Source organism: Nocardiopsis sp. M1B1 (genome assembly GCF_052466615.1).
In genome coordinates, this window is the sequence record NZ_CP196194.1 from 4986428 (window position 1) to 5006636 (window position 20209).

Here is a 20209-nt window from a genome sequence, read left to right on the forward strand (position 1 = left end):
GATGACACAAACACCTCTCGAACGGACGTGTGGCGAGATTGTCGGACCCGGTGGTCCGCCTGGCCGGGACCGGGCACTGCGCCCTCTCCCACCTGCGGCCTGGGATCGTCCCCACTGGGGCGGGGAAGCCGTTGGACTTTCAAGCGTATGCGCTCTCCAGGGTCGTCCCCGTCCAGCGTATGCGCTCCCGGAGGTCACCCCCGCAGAGGATCACCCCCGCATCGCGGGGCGGAACGGCTTCTTCACTGTAGGCAAGGCAATGGACTTGTTCGTACGGTCTGTCGTCGGTCTGCCGCCGGTTCACCGGCACGGCGCGGACCGGTGCGCACCGGTCCGCCACAGACCGGTGTCCACCAGTTCGCCTCGAACCGGCACTACCGCTCCGGCACGGAGTCGATCACCGGAAGCTGGACGGCGAGCAGCGTGACGTCGTCGTCCTGCTCATACCCATCGAGCATGCTCTCAACAAGGTACTCCAGCATCTGCTGTGGATCGCCCACCACCTCCGGAGGGGCCGAGGACGCCACGTGGACGAGCTCGTCGAGTCCGGAGTAGACGGACCGTTTGCGGTTCTCAACCAGTCCATCGGAGTACAGGGCGACGGTGTTACCGGGTTGGACGAAGAATTTGTGGTGGCCCCGCGGGGAGCTGACCCCGAGCGGCGTGTCGGGTTCGGTGTCGAGCAGTGACGGCCGCGCGCCGCCCGCCACGACCAGCGGCGGGAGGTGTCCCGCGTTGCTGAGGTCGAGCTGTCCGGTAACGGGGTCGAGCACGAAGTAGACCAGTGTGGTGACCTGGTCCATACCCTCCGTGGCCGAGAACATGCGATCCAGGCCGGCCAGGACGTCGGCGGGCTCGGGCATGGAGAAGGCCAGGGCGCGCAGCGCGTTGCGGATGCGGCTCATCCCGGCCGCGGCCGGGATGCCCTTGCCCATGACGTCGCCGAGCACCCCGGCGACGCGGCCGTCGGGCAGCGGGAAGGCGTCGTACCAGTCGCCGCCGACCTGCACGTTCTGCGACCCGGACCGGTAGTAGGCGGCCAGGCGCACGCCGCGCACCCCGGGCAGTTCCTCGGGCAGCAGGCTGCGCTGGAGCTCCTCGGCGGTGCTGTGCTCCTGTTCGTAGAGGGTCGCGCGGCCGATGGCCAGCGCGCACTGTCCGGCCAGGGCCTCCAGGAACACGCGCTCGTCGTCGGAGACCTCGCGCGGGGTGGAGAAGGCGAAGCGCAGCGCGCCGATGGGGCGCCCCGCGGTCATCATCGGCAGCGCGATCCAGGCCCGCTCGGGCGTGGACCCGACGAGTTCGTCGACCTCGGGCGCGCCGTCGAACAGCGCGCCCAGCTCGGCCGGGTTGGCGGCCAGGCGGGGCAGCCGGTCGGCCACCGCCAGGGCGGCGATGTCGGGGTGGTCCGTGGGGAAGGTGGAGCGGGGCAGCTGGTGGGCGTGCGCGGCGGCGATGGTGCGCAGCCGCAGGCGATCGCGGTCCAGCAGGACGACGCAGGTGTGGTCGGCGCCCACCCCGGAGCGGCCGATCTCGGACATGGCGTTGACGACCTCGTCGGCGGTGAGCGCCTCGGCCAGGTCGGAGGTGGCCTTCTGGAGGCGGGCGGTGCGCATGGCAGCCTCGCTGAGCTGCTGGTTGAGGCGCTGGCGGAGTTCGTCGGCCTCGCGCTCGTTGGTGATGTCGGCGAGGGTGCCGATCCACTCGGCGGTCCGCGTCCCCTCCATGACCGGGTGGGCCCTGGCCCGGTAGTGGCCGTAGCCGCCCGAGCGGATGCGCACGCGGAACATGGCGTCGAAGGGGGTGACGTCCAGGACGGAGTCCTCCCACGCGCGCTCGACGCGGGGCCGGTCCTCGGGGTGGAGGGCGTCGAGCCAGCCCCGGCCCAGGTAGTGCTCCAGTTCCTGGCCGGTGACGGCCCGCCACTGGGGGCAGTCCTCGCGGATCTCGCCGCCGGGCCCGGCGGCCCAGACGATCTGGTTGCCCGCCTGGAACAGGGCGCGCAGCCGCTGCTCGTCGCGACGCAGGGCGGCACCGTCGTCGGCGGGTTCGGCGCCCTCACCGGCGGGGACGGCGATGAGGGCGACGTACTCCTCGCCCGTGTCCGGTTCGGTGACGGGGAACCAGGTCAGGTCCCACAGCTGTCCGGCGGGGGCGCGGTGGCGTCCGCGGACGGCCTGTCCGCTCTCGCGCGCCCGGGCCAGGCCGGTCCGGTGGTCGGCGGCGGCGACGCGGTCACCGCTCTCCTCCAGCAGGTCACCGGGGTCGCGGCCCAGGCACTCGGCGGGGGCGCGCCCCAGGACGTCGGCGGCCAGGCGCTGGTTGATCGTGCCGAGGAGGTCGTCGGGGCCGAGCAGCGCGAACCCGATCGGGGAGTCGGTGAGGAGGGATCCGACCGCGTCGGGGAGTTCCGCTCCGCTGACCCGGGGTGGCGGAATGGACGTCTCGGCGCTCAACTGCTCGACACCTCCGGAACCGTCGATTCCCCAGCCGTGTTTCGTTGGGGGGTGCTGCCTGGGCCGCGCGGCCCCTGTCGACCGGCCGCCCCCGGCGTGAAAGCCGGAAGTCGCGCGGCGCCGAAGGTGATCGGGGGGCTCCGCGGCTCCCGGGAGTCACGCTCGATGACTCCTCTCGGCCGCTGTCACGGCTCAAGCATAAGACACAGCCGTCCACACGCAACGGCCGTCGTGGAGGAAGGCCGCCCGCGGACGTGGAAGGTAAACAATAGGCCACCCGAGGGTCGCGTCACAGCGGACGGAGACTTTCGGCGACGTGTTTTCCGCCCATTCCCGGCGATGGAAGTTCCCGGGAGGTTTGCGTTCTCCACTCGGGACCAGGGGCGTTATACGCCTGAAACACCCTTTTCGCCTTGTTGAACTGCGATGACGGTGGTGTTCGAGTAAACGATGCTTCCCGGAGGTTTTATCAACAGCGTGCCGGGAGAGGGGTTGACACTCCGTCCAGAACAAGTGAAATGGGTGGAGGTCACCGTCCAGGCCATCTCCAGCTAGGGGTGTGAGCGAGAATGCTCCAGACCTTCCCGGTCCAGGATCTCAGTCGGATCTCGGCACGGCTCCACGACGAGTTCAGTGCCCTGTCCCACCGATGTGTCGAACGCTGCGTCAGCGACACCTGGAACTGCGTCGAACACCTGGGCATCACGGTCACGCCGCACCTGGTCGAGCGGGTCGCCCGCGAGCACCTGGAGGCGATGGTGAACTCCGTGCCGCCCTCCCCGCCGGCCAGGAAGCCGGCGCGCAGATCGGCCGCGGGGCTGTTCGGCGGCCACCGGAGCATACCGAAACCGCGCTGAGCCCGACGGTCACCACCAGGGGCGCGGCCTCCCCCCACGGGAGCCGCGCCTTGGTCGCGCCCGGCACCGCCGGGGTGCCGCCGCCGGTTCGCGGGAACGGAGGAGCGCACACCCGGGGCTGGCATACGCTCGGGTGGTGCCCTCCCCGATGCCTCCGTCCCCAGGTTCCGAACCGGTTCCCCGCGCCGTCTTCGACGAGATGCTGCGCGCCGCCAGAGCGCTGCTGGCCATGCGCCACCCGCTCGACGCCGAACTCGCCTTCAGCGAGCTGCTCGGCACGTGGTGGGGGGAGCGGGTCCCCGGAGTGGACGTGGAGAGGCTGCTCGGCGAGGGCCTGGTGGCGCACGCCACCGCCTCCGGCAAGCCCGCGGGGCTGGGCGTGCTCGCGGCGGTCACCGCCCTGGGCACCTCGTCCGAGCAGCGGGGCCTGGCCGAACAGGGGATGATCGCGCTCCGCGAGCGCGGCCTCCAGGTACCGGCGTGGGCCTCCCAGCTCGGCGCGGTCACACCGGTGGCCGTCTACGTCAGCACCGACCAGTTCGGTGACACCGAGGACTTCGTGTGCGTGTTCAGCCGCGACGGCGACCACCCCGGCCACCCGGGCTCGCTGCCGCCCGAGCACGCGCTGATCCTGGTCCTGGACCACAACGGCGGCGGCGTGCTGCGCGACGCCTGGGTGACCACCAAGGTCGAGCAGCTGCTGGAGAGCTGCCGGACCAGGGCCGAGGCGGACGAGTTCGCGCGGTTCGCGCAGGTGGAGCTGACCGAGGCGCGCGCCCTGCTGTCGCGGGCCCTGGAACGCACGGAGCAGGTGGTGGCGGGCGCGTCGGCCGACCGGGCCTCGGGGGCGCTCGTGGAGCCGGTGGGACTGAAGGTCTCCGACCTGACCGGGGGGTCGCTGGCCGCGCACTTCGCCCTGGCCAACGCGCGGGTGCGGTCCCTGCCCACGCCTCCCGAGGGGGTGGACCCCTTCCCCGCCCCGGTGTGGCGGCGCGACCGGCGCGCGGTGCTGGCCGCCCGCTTCCTGGCCTCGGACGAGGCCGCCGAACTCTCCGACTCCTACGCGGCGAGCCGCTGCGCCGACCACATCATCACGCACGGCTGCGACGTGGACGGCGGTCGGCCGATGCGCGTCAGCCCGCGCAAGGTGGAGTCCTTCCTGCTGCACTGGCTGCCCGGCCGGGTGGTGCTGCTGCCCGAGGAGCAGGAGGCCATGCCGCACGTGCTGGCGGCGTGGGTGCGCTGGGCGGGCGGACGCGGCGGGCTGCCGCGGGTGGCGGTGGGCGCGACGCTGGACGCGGTGTGGGAGTCCACCGCGGAGTTCACCCGCACCTACCGCGACCCGGCGCGCCCGCTGGGGCTGCGCCAGGAGGCGGTGCGGCGGCTGATGCCGGACGGCGACTTCTCGTCGCTGGCGCGTCGGATGTTCGCGTTCCCGCTGCTGGCCAGCGAGCTGGTGACGTGGGCCCCGGAGGAGTTCGACCCGGACACGGCGCGGGGCCGCAGAGCGCTGCTGCGCCTGGACCACTACGGCGAGTACGAGGCGGCCACGCCGCACAGCGGCCGCCACTCCAGCGGGCAGGACCGGTGGTATCGGCCGGTGACCGGCGACGACCCCGAGCGGGAGCGGGAGCTGGACCGGCACGAGCGCCTGGCCCGGCGGCTGTGGCACGGCAGGCCCGCGAACCTGTGGGCGGCGGCCCGCCGGATGCTGGACCGGGGTGTGGACCGGTCCGGCGTGCTGGCCGCCCTGGGCGAGGTACTGGAGGCCGCCTCGGGCGAGAGCGACCTGCGCCGCCGCCTGGACGCGCTGTAGGCCGCGCGCCCCGGCTCCGCGCCCGCGCCGCGCCTACTCCAGCATGCGCTCGCGCAGCTGCTCGACGGTGGCGTCGGAGAGCTTGAGGCCCTCGGTGACGTAGGCGTCGAAGGAACCGTGGACCTCGTCCACGTGGGCGAAGGCGGTCTCCAGGTACTCGGCGCGCACCCGCGTCATGGGGACGACCTCCTCCCAGTCCAGGGCGCTGTGCCGGGCGAGCCTGCGCATCCACTCGTCGGTGTTGGCTTGGCGCTCGTTGCTGGCCAGGTAGTCGGCGACCACGGCCTCGCGGTCCACGCCCAGCAGGCCGAGCAGCAGGGCGGCGCCCCAGCCGGTGCGGTCCTTGCCCGCGCTGCAGTGGAAGACCAGGGCCGCCGGGCCGCGGGCCACCCGCTCGACCAGCTCTCGGTACCCGGTGAGCGCCTCGGCGTCGGTCACCAGCTCGCGGTAGACGCCGTGCATGAAGCGCTCGGCGGCGCCGTCGGCGAACATGAGGCGGGCCTTCTCGGGGTCGGCCAGGGCCAGGGAGAAGTTGGCCCCGGCCGCCTCGGGGTCCTGCACGGCCACGACCGCGTACTCGGCGCCCTCGGGGACGACGTCGGGGAGGGTCTCGCGCTCGTGCGGGGTGCGCAGGTCGACGAGCTGGCGGATGCCCAGGCCGTTGTAGGCGGGCAGCTCGTCGGCGGCGATCGCGTGCAGGGCGTCGGAGCGGTAAACGAGCCCGCGGCGGACCGTGCGGCCCGAGGCGGTGCGGTGCCCGCCGAGGTCGCGGAAGTTGGGGGCGCTGAAGAGGAGGAAACCGTCGTTCGTCACCTTGGTGACGATACCCATCCTCCCCGGCGCCCGGTCAGCCGACGTCCGCTCTTCCCCGGCCGGGGTCAGGCGCCCTCGCGCATGGCGGTGATCCGCTCCCCCGCCTCCTTGACGTCCTTGGCGGTGTCCACGCCGCGCCAGAAGCCGTCGATGCGGTAGGCGGTCAGACGCCCCTCCTCGGCCAGTTCGGGGAAGGTGGAGGACTCGTGGTCGCCCTTGGTCGGCAGCAGCGGGGTGACGCCCGGCTCGAACAGGTACACCCCGGCGTTGATCCACACCGGCAGCAGCGGGCTCTGGGTGAAGCCCTCGATCCGGTCCTGGTCGTCCACGTCCACGATGCCCCAGGTGGTGCGGAACTGGGCCAGGGCCAGGGTGGCCAGGCCGCCCCGCTCCCGGTGGCGGGCGGTCATCTCGTCCAGGGGGAACCAGGTGAGCACGTCGCCGTTGAGCGCGAAGTAGGGGGCCTCCGGGTCGCGCAGGCCGGTGGAGGCGAAGCGCAGGGCTCCGCCGCGGCCCAGCGGCTCGTCCTCGACCAGGAGCGTGATCCGCGGGCCGCCCTCGCGGGCCTCCAGGTGCTCGCGCAGGACCTCGGCCTTGTAGCCGCAGGAGACGACGACGTGTTCGACGCCGTGGCCGGTGAGCCACTCCAGCTGGTAGTCGATGATGGGCCGTCCGGCCACCTCCACCATCGCCTTGGGGCGGGTGTCGGTGTAGGGCCGCAGCCGGGTGGCCTGGCCCCCGGCGAGGATGAGCGCCTGGGTGACGGGGGACGCGGAGGAGGAAGTGCGTGCAGCGGTCATGGACCGGACACTAGCAGCACGCGTGTGCGCGGCCCCTCGGGTCTACTGCGTCGCCTCGGCGTAGGCCTTGCGGACGTCGGCGCTGGTCAGCACGGTCAGTTCGGCGGCGGTCGCGGCCTCGCCCAGCTCCTGGGACACGCGCAGGTCGCGGTGGGAGCACGCCTTCTCGAACAGGGAGCGGGCGAAGCGGCCGTTGCCGAGCTCGTCGATCCACCCGGCCTCGCACACGTGCGCGAAGATGCTGCGCAGGTCCTCGCGCGCGGTGTCGTCGAAGGCGTCGCCGGTGCGGGCGGCCACGGCCTCGGCGATCTCGGTGAGCTCGTCGGCGGTGTAGGAGGGGAAGCGCACCCGCACGTTGAACCGCGAGGACAGCCCGGCGTTGGAGGCCAGGAACCGCTCCATCTCCGCCGGGTAGCCCGCGAGCACGACCACGAGCCGGGACCGGTCGTCCTCGGCCCGCTTGAGCAGGGTCTGGATGGCCTCGGAGCCGAAGGCGTCGCCGCCGCTGTAGCCGGGGTTGACCAGGGAGTAGGCCTCGTCCACGAACAGCACGCCGCCCAGCGCCCGGTCCACGAGCCGGTTGGTCTTGACCGCCGTGGCGCCCAGGTGCTCGCCGACCAGGTCGGCGCGCTGGGCCTCGACCACGTCGGCGCGGCCGAGCAGGCCCAGCGCCGCGAAGACCCGGCCCAGCACCCGGGCGACGGTGGTCTTGCCGGTGCCGGGCGGGCCGGAGAACACGAAGTGCCGCATGGGCGCCTGGTTGAGCAGCCCCTGCTCCTCGCGGAGCTTGGCCACCCGCAGCTGGGCCACGATGGAGCGGACCTGCTCCTTGACCGGCTCCAGGCCGATCATGGCGTCCAGTTCGGCCATCGCCTCACCGATGCCGGGCGCCTCGCCGAAACCGGGCAGGCGCGAGGTCAGCTCCCTGTGGGCGGCCTCCACGTCCGAGGCGCGGACGGTGATGAGGTCCTCGGCCTCGGGCCGGGGCGCGGGCTCCGCGCCGTCCACCCCGGCGGTGACCACGCGCACGTCGCGGGCCTGGGCGGCCTTCTCGACCACCGAGCGGGCGAAGCGGCCGTTGCCGAGCTCGTCGACCACCTCGCGCTGGACCACCTGGTCGAATCTTCGCCGCAGCGCCTGGGCGGCTTCCTCGTCGAGGGTGTCGCCGCGCTGGTGGACGAGGGACTCGGCGATGCGGAACAGCTCGTCGGCGGTGTAGCTGGGGAAGTTGATGCGGGTGGCGAAGCGCGAGGCCAGACCGGGGTTGGAGGCCAGGAAGGCGTCCATCTCCTTCTCGTACCCGGCCAGGACGACGACGAGCTGGTCGCGGTCGTCCTCGGCGCGCTTGAGCAGGGTCTGCACGGCCTCGTTGCCGAACCGGTCGGCCTGGCCGTCGCCCTCGTTGACCAGGGAGTAGGCCTCGTCCACGAACAGCACACCGCCCAGCGCCCGGTCGATGAGCTCGTTGGTCCTGATGGCGGTCGCGCCCAGGTACTCCCCCACGAGGTCGGCGCGCTGGGCCTCGACCACACGGGAGGTGGGCAGCAGCCCGAAGGAGTGGAAGATGGTGGCCAGGGTGCGGGCGACGCTGGTCTTGCCGGTGCCGGGCGGACCGGAGAAGACCAGGTGGCGCAGGGGCCGCTCGACGGGGAAGCCCGCGTCGGCGCGCAGGCGGGCCGCCTCGATGGAGGCGGCGATCCCGCGCACCTGCTGTTTGACCGGGTCGAGGCCGACCATGTCCTCCAGTTCGGCCAGGGCCTGGTCGACGGGGACGGGCTCGTCGTCGGCGTCGGCGGCAGGGGCACCCCGGGAGCCGCTGCCGGTGCGCGCGCGCAGCGTCCGGGTGCGGCCCTCGGCTCCGTCCCGGCCCCCGGGCGCGTTCGCGGGGCCCGCGCCGCCGTTGCGGCGCGAGACGGGCATGGACTTGGCGGTCTCGCGCCGGTTGGCCTCGCTCTCCCGGTGGATCTGGCGCGAGGCCGACAGCCGCCACAGCAGGCAGGCGCCCGCGGCGGCGTAGAGCAGGGCGATCCCCCAGGAGGCGGCGAAGGGCTCCACGACCAGTCCGACCAGGGCCAGGGAGAACCCGGCGATGAGCCCGGCGGTCAGCGAGAGCACGGTGGTGTGCCAGACGGGGAACTCGCGCGCCCGGCCGGCGGCCAGGACCACGAGCGGGGGCAGGGGCAGGACCAGCAGCGTGACGGGTTCGCCGGTGAGGGGGATCTGGAAGAGGGGGACGGCCACCGCGAGCCAGAGCACGCACACCATGACGGTGGCGAAGGCGTCCACGGAGCGCATGAGGGCGGCCAGGACCATAAGCAGGACCAGGGCCCCGGTGACCGCGCCGAAGACGGAGGCTCCCGTGACGAGCGCGACGACGGCGGCCACGGTCAGCAGGACCAGTGCGGACACGAGTCTTCTGCCGAGGGGGGTCCGGTGGTAGAGGGCGCGCACGCGGTCGAGTCCCGAGGCGCGTCCCGGCTCCGCGGCGGCGGTGGAGCGCATCTCACGCGTCATCCATGAACCTTCCTGCGTGGGGGTCCGTGGCGGTCGGCTCTCCTGACCGGCGGGGTTCGGGTCGGGGGCGGGGGGCGCCGGGGGGCCGGCGTCCACAGCCACAGCCTTGCCCCAAGTGGGGCGGATGTCCAGTACGGGACCGCGTGTCGTACCCCCTGGCGGGGGGCCGCCCGGGGGCCGCGGGTCCGGTGCTCACAGCAGGGGGAGCTGCCCGCCGGGAGCGGGGCGGACCCTGCGCAGGTGCTTCCATCGGGGCAGGTCGTCGAGGTAGGACCAGCTCATGCGGTGGTGCGGGGTGGGCCCGGACTCGGCCAGGGCGGCGCGGTGCACGGGCGAGGGGTACCCGGCGGCCCGCTCGAACCCGTAGCCCGGGTGGTCGGCGGCCAACTCGGCCATGAGGGCGTCGCGGCGGACCTTGGCCAGGATCGCGGCGGCGGCGACGCTGACGCAGGCCAGGTCGCCCTTGACGCAGGTGCGCACCCTCCAGGGGCGGCCGATGAAGTCGTGCCTGCCGTCGAGGATGACGGCGTCGGGCCGCGGGGAGAGCGCGTCCAGGGCGCGGCGGGAGGCCCGGTGCAGCGCCTCGGTCATGCCGACCTCGTCGATCTCCTCGGGGGAGGACCAGCCGAAGGCGTGGTCGGCGACCCAGGGGCGCAGCTGGTCGGCGATCTCCCTGCGGCGTCTGGGGGTCAGGCGCTTGGAGTCGGTCAGGCCGGGGGGCGGGTCGCCCTCGCCGGGGACGGCGGCGCAGACCAGGAGCGGACCGGCCCAGGCACCGCGGCCCACCTCGTCCACTCCGGCGACCACCCGCGCGCCGGAGGAGCGGAGCTCGTCCTCCAGCTCGTAGGTGGGTGCGGCGGGCGGCGGGGCGGGCGTGGATGTGGTCGGCACGGTGTCCACCCTAGGGCGTACGGCGCGGAGGCCGTGCGGGACCCGGGGCGCGGACGACCCCGCCGGGTGGCCCCGATCCCGGACAGGACGGCCGCGCAAGCGCCCTTTCGCGCGACTCGCCGGGCGCCACGAGAGGCCAACGGCCATGACTTTGTGTAGTTTCCGCTTGTCAGGACCGCCGTCCGCCCGGGAGGAATGGGCATGCAGCGCGCCAGGCCGTACCCGCGGCCACGGATCTCCCGGGGACGCCTCTACGACGTCGTCGCCGCCCTCGTCCGGGTGGGCGTCGGATGGATGTTCACCGAGTACGGGCTCGCGCTGCGCGGCCGGGAGGCCGCGGTGGCCCAACACCTCGACGCCGCCGGACTGGGCGTGCTGTCCCCGGTCGCCGGGACGCTGCCCGCCCTGCTCGTCGCGCTCTCGATCGCCTTCGCCGTGGGCCTGCTCACATGGCTGACCGGCCCCCTGCTCGCCGTCGCGGCGGTGCTCGGCGCCCTCACGGCGGGCTCGCCCGACCTGGCGCCCCTCTCCTCGTGGGGAACGACGTCGCTGGTCACGGCGGTGTGCGTACTGATGGCCGTGAGCGGCGGACGCTGGTCCTGGGACCACCTCGTCCTCTCACCGCGCGTCGGCGTGCGGCACCGGAAACACCGTCGTCAACCGTCCGCGACCCGCGGGAGCGACGGCGGCGTTTCCTCCCGCCTCCCCGAACACGCCCCTCCACTGCTCTATCCTGTGGAGCAGGCCGTGCTTCGGCGGCCGTATCGACTGTGACGCGGCCCCCTGCGGCCCCTTCTTCCCGTTCGCTCCGGGTCCGCGTCCCCATGACACGGATTCGGTGGAGGGAACGCCATGTCCGCCGCGGCTTCCGGCCCGACCCCCGACAGGTCCCTGGCCAAGCTGATCGAGATCGCTGAGAAGCCGACGCTCGGCCAGCGACTGATCAGCTGGGCCTCCCGTCCGCCCGGTCGGCTCTACATCCCCGCCTGCGGCGTGGTCGGCCTGGTCCTGCTCTTCGAGGACAGCGTCCCCGGCGGCCACCTGCCCACGTTCGTCACCGCCCTGGTGGGCGGTCTGCTGCTCGCCGGGATGGGCGCGCTGCGCCTGGGCATCGCCCTGGCGGTGGCCCGCCCGATGATCCGCTACTACTGGCTGCGCTGGGTGTCCGCACCGGTGATCGCCGCCGCCGCGATCGGCCTGGCCGTGGCCGACGTCCCGCTCCAGAGCCGGATCAGCGCTTCCTCCGACCAGCTGCTCTCGCTGCGCGAGGACACCGACGGCCGCACCTCCATCCCGCTCAACGGCGAACGGGTGGGGCTGTACTCGCTGCGCAGCGTCTCGGCGTACGAGGGCGTCACCCACTACGCGGTGGAGGGTTCGGGGCTGTTCAGCCCCTCGGGCCTGGCGCACAGCGCCGAGCGCATCCCCGAGGGCGTCTTCGTCCCCGGGCAGGGCTCCAGGATCTACGAACACGTGTCGGGCGACTGGTACGTCTGGGTCAACCACTGACCGTGCCCGAGCACCCGTGACCCGCCCGCCGCGCCACCGCGCGGCGGGCGGCCGCGTTTTCACCCCGACCTTGCCAGTCCTTGTCCCCCTCCAACCCTGCTCTCACCCTCGCCGGGTACACAGGGAGACGCCCCCGGGGGGAGAGCCGCAGGCCCTCCCTCCCCGGCAGCGCCGCCAACCCTGAGGAGAGGCCCCATGCGCGAGTTCGCGCTCACCCTTCACGTGCGCATCCACGACTCGATCACCGCGCTGCGCCGCGCCCACGCGCTCGGCGACGACGACCTGGCCAGCGCGCAGGCGGGCGAGGTCGAGGACCTGGTCGAGATCGCCGCGCGGAACGGGATCGACATCGCCGAGGGCTACTCCTCCCTCTCCCCCGTCGCCTGAACCCGGACACGGAAGGGGCCCGCGACCACTCCCGGTCGCGGGCCCCCGTGTGCGGCCCCGCGCCCCGCGAACCGGCCGCGGGGCGCGAGGCCGCCGGGTCAGCGGCGTCCCTGCCCGCCGTACCCCTCTCCGCGCTCGAACTGCTCGCGCATCGCGGCGCCCTGCTGGCGCTGGTACTCGTCGGCCATCTGCTGCTGGCGCTCGGCGGCCGCGGCGACCGCGCCCTGCGCGGAGTCCAGGACGTCCCTGGCCCCGCCCGAACCGCCCGGGCCGCCCAGCGGCGCCCGCGTGCCCCGGCCGTCCATCACCTGGGGCAGCAGCTGCGCGGTCAGCAGCGTCGACAGCGCCGAACCGTCCCCCGCGCCCGCCTCGGTCTGCACCACCACCGGGCGCGGGGCGCGCCCGGCCAGGGTGGCGCCCACGTCCAGGCGGCGGCGGGCCAACTCGTACTCCAGCACCGCCCGGTTGTCCCGGTAGGCCGTGGCCAGGCGCTCCTGCGCCTTCGCCTCGTTCTCGGCGGCCACCAGGTCGGCGCGCCCGCGCGTCTCGATCTCGTAGCGCACCCGCTGCGCCTCGGTCTCCTGCTCCTCCAGCATCTGCGCCACGTCCTTGCGCGCCTTGTTGAGGGAGGCGTTGACCTCGACGATCTTGGCGTCACGGGTCTTCTTGGAGCGCTCGATGTCCATCAGCAGGGTGTCGATCCGGCGCTTGCGCGTCAGCTCCCACTCCTGCTCGTAGGCCACCAGCTCCTTGGCCACCCGCTCCCGGGTGGACAGGTGCTGCTGGTACTGGCTGGGCAGCTGCACGTCGGGGATGTTGCAGCCGGTGATGCGCACACCGTACTTCTCCAGCTGCCCGTTGAGCAGGCGGCGCATGTCCTCGACGTTGGAACCGCGCAGGTCGTAGGCGGACTCGGTGTTGACCAGGCGGCTGCGCTGGCGGATGGCGTCCTGCACCGCGCTGGAGAGCACGAGGTCGAAGTTGCTCGCGCCGATGATCGTCACGAACCGGATCGGGTCGGTGATCTGGAACTTGAGGAAGAACTCGATCGACTTCAGCGGCACGTTCTCCCGCGTGGGGCAGGCCAGGACCGGCGCCGTGTAGGGGATCTCCGTGCGGGTGTCCACCACGAAGTCCACCCGCGACCACGGGTGCCACAGGTAGTGGCGGCCCGGACCGATCGGCTTCACGATCGCGCCGTACTTGGTGAGGATGCCGTGCGTGCCCTCCTCGATCTCGATGATCGAGCTGCGCCACCACCACAGGCCCGCCACGACGATGCTGAGGACGCCGACGATCAGGGTCGGCACGGCCAGCACGACGTAGGCGACCCCGAGGACGAACCCGCCCGCCGAGGCGTTGAGGGCCATCATCAGCGCGGAGCACAGGGCGAACAGGCCGAACCAGACCAGGACGGTCCACCGCAGGCCCCGGTTGTCGCGCGGTATGACCACGGGGACGATCGCGCCCTGGTCGCCGCCGCGCAGCAGACCGGCCAGGTCACCCCACGAGGCGAGGGACTCCTTGATGCTGGAGCCGCCGCCGGCGTTCACTGACACGCTCATCTACTGACCTCCCTCGTCGGGGCCGGAGCCCTGGGTGCCGCGCGACCACGGCGGCGGGGGCGGGTCCTCCAGGGACCGGTGGGGGGCGCCCGAGGGCGGCGGCGCGTCGACCGGCGGCCCTGCGGGGTTCTGCTCCCGCGGGGCCTCGTGCCGACCGTGCGGCTCCCGGGACCCCTGGGGCGTCTGGGGCGCCTCGGACATGCGCTCGTCGATGGCCTGCTCGGAGACGGACTGGCGGATCTCCTCGACCAGCTCCTCCCCCGGGTCCTCACCCCGTCCAGGCTCGGACCTGGGGTCGTCGGCGTCCCTCACCAGCGCGCTGATCTCCTGCTCGCGCTCGGCGATGCGGCCCCGGATGTCGCCGAGGCGGGAGCGGATGGCGTCCATGTCCTCCTGCGAGAACAGGGCTGTGTCGGCCTGGCCGATGATCTCCTGGGCGATGCGCAGGTAGTCGACGCTGGCGGCGTCGCCCGACCCGATCCGCAGGACCTGCGGCAGGCTGTCGGCGACCGCCTCCAGCTTGTCCAGGAGGGTCTCGCGGAAGCGGTAGTTGAGGATCTCGGGGGCGTCGGCGGCGCTCACCGCACGGATGTCCAGGGCTTGGGCCTGCAACAGGGCCGCGTTGGCGTTGGCCTCGGACTGGGCCTCGACGAAGCGCTGGTGGGCCAGGGAGCGGGCCCGGTTGGTCTCCCGCTCCAGGGCGGTGTCCATCTGCGCCTGGTACTGGGCGATGTCGGCCTGGATCGCGGACAGGGTCTCGTTGAGGGTCGCCAGCTCCTTGTTCAGGTCACCCTCGTTCTGCTCCTTGCGCAGCTGGAGCTCGTACTCGAAGGTGTAGGCGTCCTTGGCGACGCGGACCATCTCCGGCGCCGCCAGGTCCATCCGGTACTCCTGGTTGGAGGGCTCGGCGTGGGTGATGTTGGCGCTGGTCAGCTCCACGATCCCGCTGAACTGGCGGTTGAGCTGCTCCACCAGGCTCTGGGTGTTGTCACCGACCATGTCGTAGATGGCCGAGGCCTGCTGCTCGTAGATGAGGCTGCGCGTGGTCTCGCTGATCGCGTTGTTGAGCTTCTCCTGGAAGCCGTTCACGCCGCCCAGCGTGTAGACGAAGTCGGTGGCGTTGACGATCCTGAACTGCACGAACAGGTCGATGGAGGCCTGCACGCCGCTCTTGGTGGGCGCCGAGCGGATCGGCGCGTTGAAGGGGTACTCGCGGGTGGTGTTGACGATGTAGGAGACGCGCTTCCAGGGGTTGAAGAGCGTGACCCGCCCGGCCTGGAAGACGTTCTCCATCTTGCCGAAGCGGGTGACGATCGCCTCGCAGCCCTCCGGCACCATCACCATGCCCTGGCGCCACCACATGAACACGGCCACCGCGATGGTGATCAGCCAGTAGTGGACGCCGAAGACCGGGTTGGTCAGCGGGTTTCCGCCGCTGACCGCCTGCGGGACCAGGACGGTGACGGCGCCCAGCACGCCGAGGGCCACCAGCGCGATGGCCGGGAGCATCGTCACGAAGGTGCGTCCGCGGGGGATGACCATGGGGCAGATGACGTGGACCGGCCCGCCGTCGCCGCGCTCGTAGTAGCTGCGGTTGATCGCCTCGCCCGCGTTGTTGAGGGAGGTGCTCTTCTGCTCGATGCGGGTGCCGACGGAATCACCCTGTTCACGGGCGGCGACGAAGTCCCGGGGGTCGAGGCCACCGCCCTCGGTGGCCTGTTGCAGCGCGTCGGACACCGCCTGGCGCGGATCGCCCCCCTGGGCGACGGCACCGGCCGCGCCGCGCACGGTCTGCGCGAACGACATAGGCATGGGCTCCTTGGTCGGAGGTCGGGAACTATCGGCTACGACGTCGCGTACCGCGGTCCGGTTCCAGGTGGGGACCTGTTCCGTGACCGGAGGGGCCGTAGCGGACAGCATCAACCCTGTCATGAGACGCGTCCGGAACCCAGGGCTGTAGACCGGAACGTGACGGGGGCACCCACCCTCGGGACCGGTCCGGGCGGGCCGGACCACACCGCCGCCGGACGGCCGATAACGTCGTCGGCACACGCAGCCACCGGCTCCGGCCGCCGCGAGAGGGGACACCGTCCATGCCCGCAGTACCCAGTTCCGTCCTGACCACCGCGGGCCTGATCGGCGGCTACACGGTGGCCCGCGCGACGGGCAACCGCCCGCTGGGCGGAGCCGTGCTGGCCGCGTTCGGTGCAGCGGCCTTCGAGACCTGGCGCCGCCGCTCGGGGGTGGGCACGGCGGTCGCGCTCACCGGCGTGTACGTGGGCGCGTTCGGGCTCTCCCACCCGCTGGCCAAGAAGGTCGGCGCCTGGCCCGCCGTGCTGGGGGTGACCGCCGTGACCGCCGCGGTCGCGGCCGCCTCCGGGGACCTCGACCGCGGCTGACACGGGACCGGAGCGCCGGGGAGGGGTACGGCTCCGCCCCCTCCCCGGACCGCCCGTCCGACGCCGGTCAGCTGCAACCGCTGGTGGCTCCGCAGCCCTCGCAGGCGTAGCAACTGCCCGACGGGCGCATCTTGGTACCGCAGGTCACGCACAGCGGCGCGTCCGCCACGAAGCCCTTGCCCTCCATCAGCTCCGCGGTCGAGTGCGCCCGGGTCGGCCGCTCCGCCGCCGTGTGCGGCTCCCGCGCGGGGGCGGCCGGGGCCTCCTCCGGGGCGTCCGCCCCTCGGGTGGCGGCGGACTGGGCGTAGGACTCCACCTGCGCTGCGACCTGCGCGGGGTCCTCGCCCGCCACCTGCGCCTGGCGTTCGGCGGCCGACAGCACCCCCAGCGCGGCCCGCTCCTCGTAGGGCAGGTGGTCCAGGGCCAGGCGGCGGAAGATGTAGTCCACCACCGACTGGGCCATGCGGATGTCGGAATCGTCGGTCATGCCCGCCGGATCGAACCGCATGTTCGTGAACTTCTCCACGTAGGTCTCCAGCGGGACCCCGTACTGCAGGGCGATGGAGATCGCGATGGAGAAGGCGTCCATCACCCCGGCCAGGGTGGACCCCTGCTTGCCGAGCTTCATGAACACCTCGCCCAGACCGTCGTCCGGGTAGGAGCCCGCGGTGATGTAGCCCTCGGCCCCGCCCACGGAGAACGACGTGGTCTCGCTCGGTCGCTTCTTGGGCAGGCGGCGGCGGACCGGGCGGGGCGCCTCGGCGGCCTCCGCCTCGGGCTCGGCCTCCTTCTCCCGCGTCCCGCCGGTGGACAGCGGCTGACCCACCTTGCAGTTGTCGCGGTAGACGGCGAGCGCCTTCAGGCCCATCCGCCAGCCCTCGAAGTAGATGTGCTCGAAGTCCTCGACCGAGGCCTCCTCCGGCACGTTCACCGTCTTGGAGATCGCGCCGGACAGGAACGGCTGCACCGCGGCCATCATCCGCACGTGGCCCATGGGCCGGATGTAGCGGCGCCCCATCGCGCAGTCGAACACCTCGTAGTGCTCGGTGCGCAGGCCGGGCGCGTCCACGACGTGGCCGTTCTCGGAGACGTACTCGACGACGGCCTCGATCTGCTCGTCCTGGTAGCCGAGGTTGCCCAGCGCGCGCGGGATGGCCTGGTTGACGATCTGCATGGAGCCGCCGCCGACCAGCTTCTTGAACTTGACCAGCGAGAAGTCCGGCTCGATGCCGGTGGTGTCGCAGTCGAGCATGAAACCTATGGTCCCAGTGGGCGCGAGAAGGCTCGCCTGGGCGTTGCGCCAGCCGTTGCGCTCGCCGATCCTGAGGCACTCGGCCCACTCGCGGGTGGCCGCGGCGTGGATCGGCTCCTCCAGGGTTCCGACGGTGCGCAGGTCGTCGTTGGCGGCGGCGTGCTTGCGCATGACCCGCTTGTGGGCCCGCTCGTTGCGCCGGTAGCCGTCGTAGGGACCGACCACCCCGGCCAGTTCGGCGCTGCGCCGGTAGGCGGCGCCGGTCATCAGCGAGGTCACCGCGGCGGCGACGGCGCGCCCGCCCTCGGAGTCGTAGGCGTGACCGGTCGCCATGAGCAGGGCGCCCAGGTTGGCGTAGCCGATGCCGAGCTGCCGGTAGGCGCGGGTGGTCTCGCCGATCTTCTCGGTGGGGAAGTCGGCGAAGGTGATGGAGACGTCCATCGCCGTGATGACCAGTTCGGTGAGCGCGGTGAAGCGCTCTACGTCGAAGGTGTCGTCCTCACGCAGGAACTTCAGCAGGTTGATCGAGGCCAGGTTGCAGGAGGAGTCGTCCAGGGACATGTACTCCGAGCAGTTGGCGACGACGGTGCCGCCCACGATGTAGGAGTGGTTGCGCGGCTCGGTGAGGTTGTATGTGGTCTCGAATCCCGCGGAACGCCTGGAGAACAGGCGTGTAGTCGTCCTCGTCCTGTACATACGGCGGAAGTCCAGCGCCTCTCGGAGCTTCTCGCTCTTTCCCTCCAGGGAGAAGTTGACGAGGGCGGAGAACTCCTGCATGGACTGGGCCGAGATCCGCAGGTCGAAGAACGGACCGTCACTGCCATAGGTGACCGTGGACCCATCCTTGCGAGTGTAGGAGAACGAATCCGGCTTGCCCTCGGATGTCCTGTAGACACGGCTGGCAATGCCAAACGGGGCGAGGAGTTCCTGGACATCGCGCAGGAGCTGGTCCGACCGGCTGCCCAGACCGATGTAGCGCGTTCCGTTGGCCTTCTGGTCCACCGCGCACCCGTCTGCGTCGAACAGCCCTTGGAGGAACTCCAGCACGGTCTCCTCGGGCGCCTCGAAGAGCGACGGCGGCACTGACTTGTCCTCCGCGCGGGCGCCCAGGCCCAGGGCTCGGACGAACTCGACCATCGTGCGACGCGTGATTCTGAGCTGCTGGGTCCCGTTCGGCTGGAGGCTCGGCTTGCTCCGGTGCCCGGTGAGGCGCTCGATGAGCGCCTGGTGCCGAGGAAGGACGTTCTGCTGCTCCTCAGCCGTACCGTAGACGGTCACCACCGCCTGATCACCGACCGAGCCGTCCCCCACGAGCCAGCCGAGGTAGTGCGCGAGGTCGGGATCCTCGTCCCACTTCTCCGGCAGGTACAGAGGACGGACACTCGGCAAGGCCGCCACCGTCCGTGCGGCTTCCAGCGCCGCACGGGGAATCCGCAGCACCGGGTTCGAACGAGGCGCGTACTGGAAGGAACGGACGACTCGGTCATCGGAGAGCAGCTTCTCAGCGTGCACCCAGCCGCGGTTCTCGGTCCACAGACGGTGGTTGGGGGTGCAGCGCAGGAGAGAGCCGTCAGAGAAACGCAGTTCGAGGATCTCATTGGTCCCCGTGACCATGTACTGGGTGGGGATCGTCGCCACCACAGCGTTCTGGGCGTCCGTCTCAGCGGTGATGTCGTTGGTGTACACGGCGAAGGTCTCGCCTCGGGCCGCGCGCTTGATCAGATCACCGATCGGTATGTGTCCACGGTCCGTCAGCACGCGCTGATCAGCCGGAAAACACGGGTTGCTCGCACTGATGCGTCCGCTCTCGGGCGTGGTGTGCCAGTCCTGGATCGTGCCGTCGTACTGGATGCCCGGGTCCGCGCACTCCCAGGCGGCCCTGGCCATGCGCTGGAACAGCTCCTTGGCGTCCACCGTGGCCACGACCTCGCCGGTGGTGCGGGAGGTCAGGCCGAAGTCGGAACCGCTCTCCACGGCGCGCATGAACGCGTCGGAGACCCGCACGGAGTTGTTGGCGTTCTGGTACTGGACGCTGAACATGTCGTCGCCGCCGAGGTCGACGTCGAACCCGGCGTCGCGCAGGGCACGGATCTTGTGCTCCTCGCGGGCCTTGGTCTCGACGAAGTCCTCGATGTCGGGGTGGTCGACGTCCAGTACGACCATCTTGGCGGCCCGGCGGGTGGCTCCGCCGGACTTGATGGTCCCGGCCGAGGCGTCGGCGCCGCGCATGAAGGAGACGGGCCCGGAGGCCGTCCCGCCGGAGGAGAGCAGTTCCTTGCTGGAGCGGATGCGCGACAGGTTCACACCCGCGCCGGACCCGCCCTTGAAGATGATCCCCTCCTCCTTGTACCAGTCCAGGATCGACTCCATGGTGTCGTCCACGGAGAGGATGAAACACGCGCTGACCTGGGCTTTTGCACTCGTACCGACGTTGAACCACACCGGGGAGTTGAAGCTGAACAGCTGGTGGGCGAGGGCGTGCTTGAGCTCGTGGTCGAAGACCTCGGCGTCCTCCGCGGAGGCGAAGTAGCCGTGCTCGCGGCCGGTCTCGGTGTAGACGCCGACGACGCGGTCGATGAGCTGCTTGAGGCTCCACTCGCGCTCGGGGGTGCCCACCGCGCCGCGGAAGTACTTGCTCGTGACGATCTGGGTGGCGTTCATCGACCAGGAGGAGGGGAACTCCACCCCGCGCTGCTCGAAGTTGACCGTGCCGTCGCGCCAGTTGGTCATGACGACGTCGCGGCGCTCCCACTCCAGGGAGTCGTAGGGGTGCGTGCCCGGGGAGGTGAAGACGCGCCTCACCCTGATCCCCTTGCGGTTGCCCTTGCCCTTGCGTCCGGCCGGACCGTTGGCGGTTTCCGTCATCGCCGGGTCTCCCCTCACTCGTGGGCACGGTCACCGACCGTGCCCGGCGTCCTTGTCCCGGGAGTGGTGTGGCCCCGCGCGGTCG

14 protein-coding genes are annotated in these 20209 nt (G+C 72.0%); 6 read left to right on the forward strand and 8 right to left on the reverse strand.

The features are described from left to right. Positions 1 to 374 precede the first annotated feature (374 nt). Complete coding sequence (locus ACSTA4_RS21670; RefSeq protein ID WP_444960795.1) at positions 375 to 2456, reverse strand: SpoIIE family protein phosphatase; 2082 nt, start codon at positions 2454 to 2456, stop codon at positions 375 to 377. Positions 2457 to 3025: 569 nt separating this feature from the next. On the opposite strand from ACSTA4_RS21670, the gene ACSTA4_RS21675 reads away from it, so the two are divergent. Beyond that, the gene (locus ACSTA4_RS21675; RefSeq protein WP_444960796.1) at positions 3026 to 3313 is read left to right on the forward strand and encodes a hypothetical protein; all 288 of its coding nucleotides are present in this window, start codon (positions 3026 to 3028) and stop codon (positions 3311 to 3313) included. Positions 3314 to 3512: 199 nt separating this feature from the next. Then, positions 3513 to 5129, forward strand: coding sequence for a hypothetical protein (locus ACSTA4_RS21680; RefSeq protein WP_444964237.1), 1617 nt, complete (start codon positions 3513 to 3515; stop codon positions 5127 to 5129). A gap of 33 nt (positions 5130 to 5162) precedes the next feature. On the opposite strand, the gene ACSTA4_RS21685 is transcribed toward ACSTA4_RS21680, so the two are convergent. The 4 genes from ACSTA4_RS21685 to ACSTA4_RS21700 all read right to left on the reverse strand — a co-directional run bounded on the left by ACSTA4_RS21685 (position 5163) and on the right by ACSTA4_RS21700 (position 10147). Next, the gene (locus ACSTA4_RS21685; protein WP_444960797.1) at positions 5163 to 5960 is read right to left on the reverse strand and encodes a tyrosine-protein phosphatase; all 798 of its coding nucleotides are present in this window, start codon (positions 5958 to 5960) and stop codon (positions 5163 to 5165) included. Positions 5961 to 6007: 47 nt separating this feature from the next. Beyond that, positions 6008 to 6742, reverse strand: a complete 735-nt coding sequence (locus ACSTA4_RS21690; protein ID WP_444960798.1) for a nucleotidyltransferase family protein — start codon at positions 6740 to 6742, stop codon at positions 6008 to 6010. Positions 6743 to 6784: 42 nt separating this feature from the next. Continuing rightward, the gene (locus tag ACSTA4_RS21695) at positions 6785 to 9256 is read right to left on the reverse strand and encodes an AAA family ATPase (RefSeq protein ID WP_444960799.1); all 2472 of its coding nucleotides are present in this window, start codon (positions 9254 to 9256) and stop codon (positions 6785 to 6787) included. A 192-nt stretch (positions 9257 to 9448) separates the two neighbouring features. Then, positions 9449 to 10147: a ribonuclease HII gene (locus tag ACSTA4_RS21700; protein WP_444960800.1), complete on the reverse strand. Its 699-nt coding sequence runs from the start codon at positions 10145 to 10147 to the stop codon at positions 9449 to 9451. Between the two features lie 201 nt (positions 10148 to 10348). Between ACSTA4_RS21700 and ACSTA4_RS21705 the strand changes: the two genes are divergently transcribed. From ACSTA4_RS21705 to ACSTA4_RS21715, 3 genes are all read left to right on the forward strand, one after another. After that, a complete protein-coding gene (locus ACSTA4_RS21705) occupies positions 10349 to 10921 on the forward strand; it encodes a DoxX family protein (protein WP_444960801.1) in 573 nt (190 codons plus the stop codon). A 78-nt stretch (positions 10922 to 10999) separates the two neighbouring features. Continuing rightward, on the forward strand, positions 11000 to 11656 hold the full coding sequence (locus ACSTA4_RS21710; RefSeq protein WP_274974251.1) for a hypothetical protein: 657 nt from the start codon (positions 11000 to 11002) through the stop codon (positions 11654 to 11656). Between the two features lie 195 nt (positions 11657 to 11851). Next, positions 11852 to 12043, forward strand: a complete 192-nt coding sequence (locus ACSTA4_RS21715) for a hypothetical protein (protein WP_444960802.1) — start codon at positions 11852 to 11854, stop codon at positions 12041 to 12043. A 98-nt stretch (positions 12044 to 12141) separates the two neighbouring features. Here the strand turns inward: ACSTA4_RS21715 and ACSTA4_RS21720 are convergent, their stop codons facing one another. Further along, the gene (locus ACSTA4_RS21720) at positions 12142 to 13608 is read right to left on the reverse strand and encodes an SPFH domain-containing protein (protein WP_444960803.1); all 1467 of its coding nucleotides are present in this window, start codon (positions 13606 to 13608) and stop codon (positions 12142 to 12144) included. After that, the gene (locus tag ACSTA4_RS21725) at positions 13609 to 15414 is read right to left on the reverse strand and encodes an SPFH domain-containing protein (RefSeq protein ID WP_444960804.1); all 1806 of its coding nucleotides are present in this window, start codon (positions 15412 to 15414) and stop codon (positions 13609 to 13611) included. A gap of 287 nt (positions 15415 to 15701) precedes the next feature. On the opposite strand from ACSTA4_RS21725, the gene ACSTA4_RS21730 reads away from it, so the two are divergent. Beyond that, positions 15702 to 16007, forward strand: coding sequence for a hypothetical protein (locus ACSTA4_RS21730; protein ID WP_378640919.1), 306 nt, complete (start codon positions 15702 to 15704; stop codon positions 16005 to 16007). Positions 16008 to 16074: 67 nt separating this feature from the next. Here the strand turns inward: ACSTA4_RS21730 and ACSTA4_RS21735 are convergent, their stop codons facing one another. Then, positions 16075 to 20124, reverse strand: a complete 4050-nt coding sequence (locus ACSTA4_RS21735; RefSeq protein ID WP_444960805.1) for a vitamin B12-dependent ribonucleotide reductase — start codon at positions 20122 to 20124, stop codon at positions 16075 to 16077. Positions 20125 to 20209 lie beyond the last annotated feature (85 nt).

Bases quoted from the DNA above. Each gene is read 5' to 3' on its own strand.
- ACSTA4_RS21675 (WP_444960796.1), top strand. From the start codon at position 3,026: ATGCTCCAGACCTTCCCGGTCCAGGATCTCAGTCGGATCTCGGCACGG.
- ACSTA4_RS21680 (WP_444964237.1), top strand. From the start codon at position 3,513: ATGCTGCGCGCCGCCAGAGCGCTGCTGGCCATGCGCCACCCGCTCGAC.
- ACSTA4_RS21685 (WP_444960797.1), bottom strand. From the start codon at position 5,960: ATGGGTATCGTCACCAAGGTGACGAACGACGGTTTCCTCCTCTTCAGC.
- ACSTA4_RS21690 (WP_444960798.1), bottom strand. From the start codon at position 6,742: ATGACCGCTGCACGCACTTCCTCCTCCGCGTCCCCCGTCACCCAGGCG.
- ACSTA4_RS21695 (WP_444960799.1), bottom strand. From the start codon at position 9,256: ATGACGCGTGAGATGCGCTCCACCGCCGCCGCGGAGCCGGGACGCGCC.
- ACSTA4_RS21705 (WP_444960801.1), top strand. From the start codon at position 10,349: ATGCAGCGCGCCAGGCCGTACCCGCGGCCACGGATCTCCCGGGGACGC.
- ACSTA4_RS21710 (WP_274974251.1), top strand. From the start codon at position 11,000: ATGTCCGCCGCGGCTTCCGGCCCGACCCCCGACAGGTCCCTGGCCAAG.
- ACSTA4_RS21715 (WP_444960802.1), top strand. From the start codon at position 11,852: ATGCGCGAGTTCGCGCTCACCCTTCACGTGCGCATCCACGACTCGATC.
- ACSTA4_RS21720 (WP_444960803.1), bottom strand. From the start codon at position 13,608: ATGAGCGTGTCAGTGAACGCCGGCGGCGGCTCCAGCATCAAGGAGTCC.
- ACSTA4_RS21725 (WP_444960804.1), bottom strand. From the start codon at position 15,414: ATGTCGTTCGCGCAGACCGTGCGCGGCGCGGCCGGTGCCGTCGCCCAG.
- ACSTA4_RS21730 (WP_378640919.1), top strand. From the start codon at position 15,702: ATGCCCGCAGTACCCAGTTCCGTCCTGACCACCGCGGGCCTGATCGGC.
- ACSTA4_RS21735 (WP_444960805.1), bottom strand. From the start codon at position 20,124: ATGACGGAAACCGCCAACGGTCCGGCCGGACGCAAGGGCAAGGGCAAC.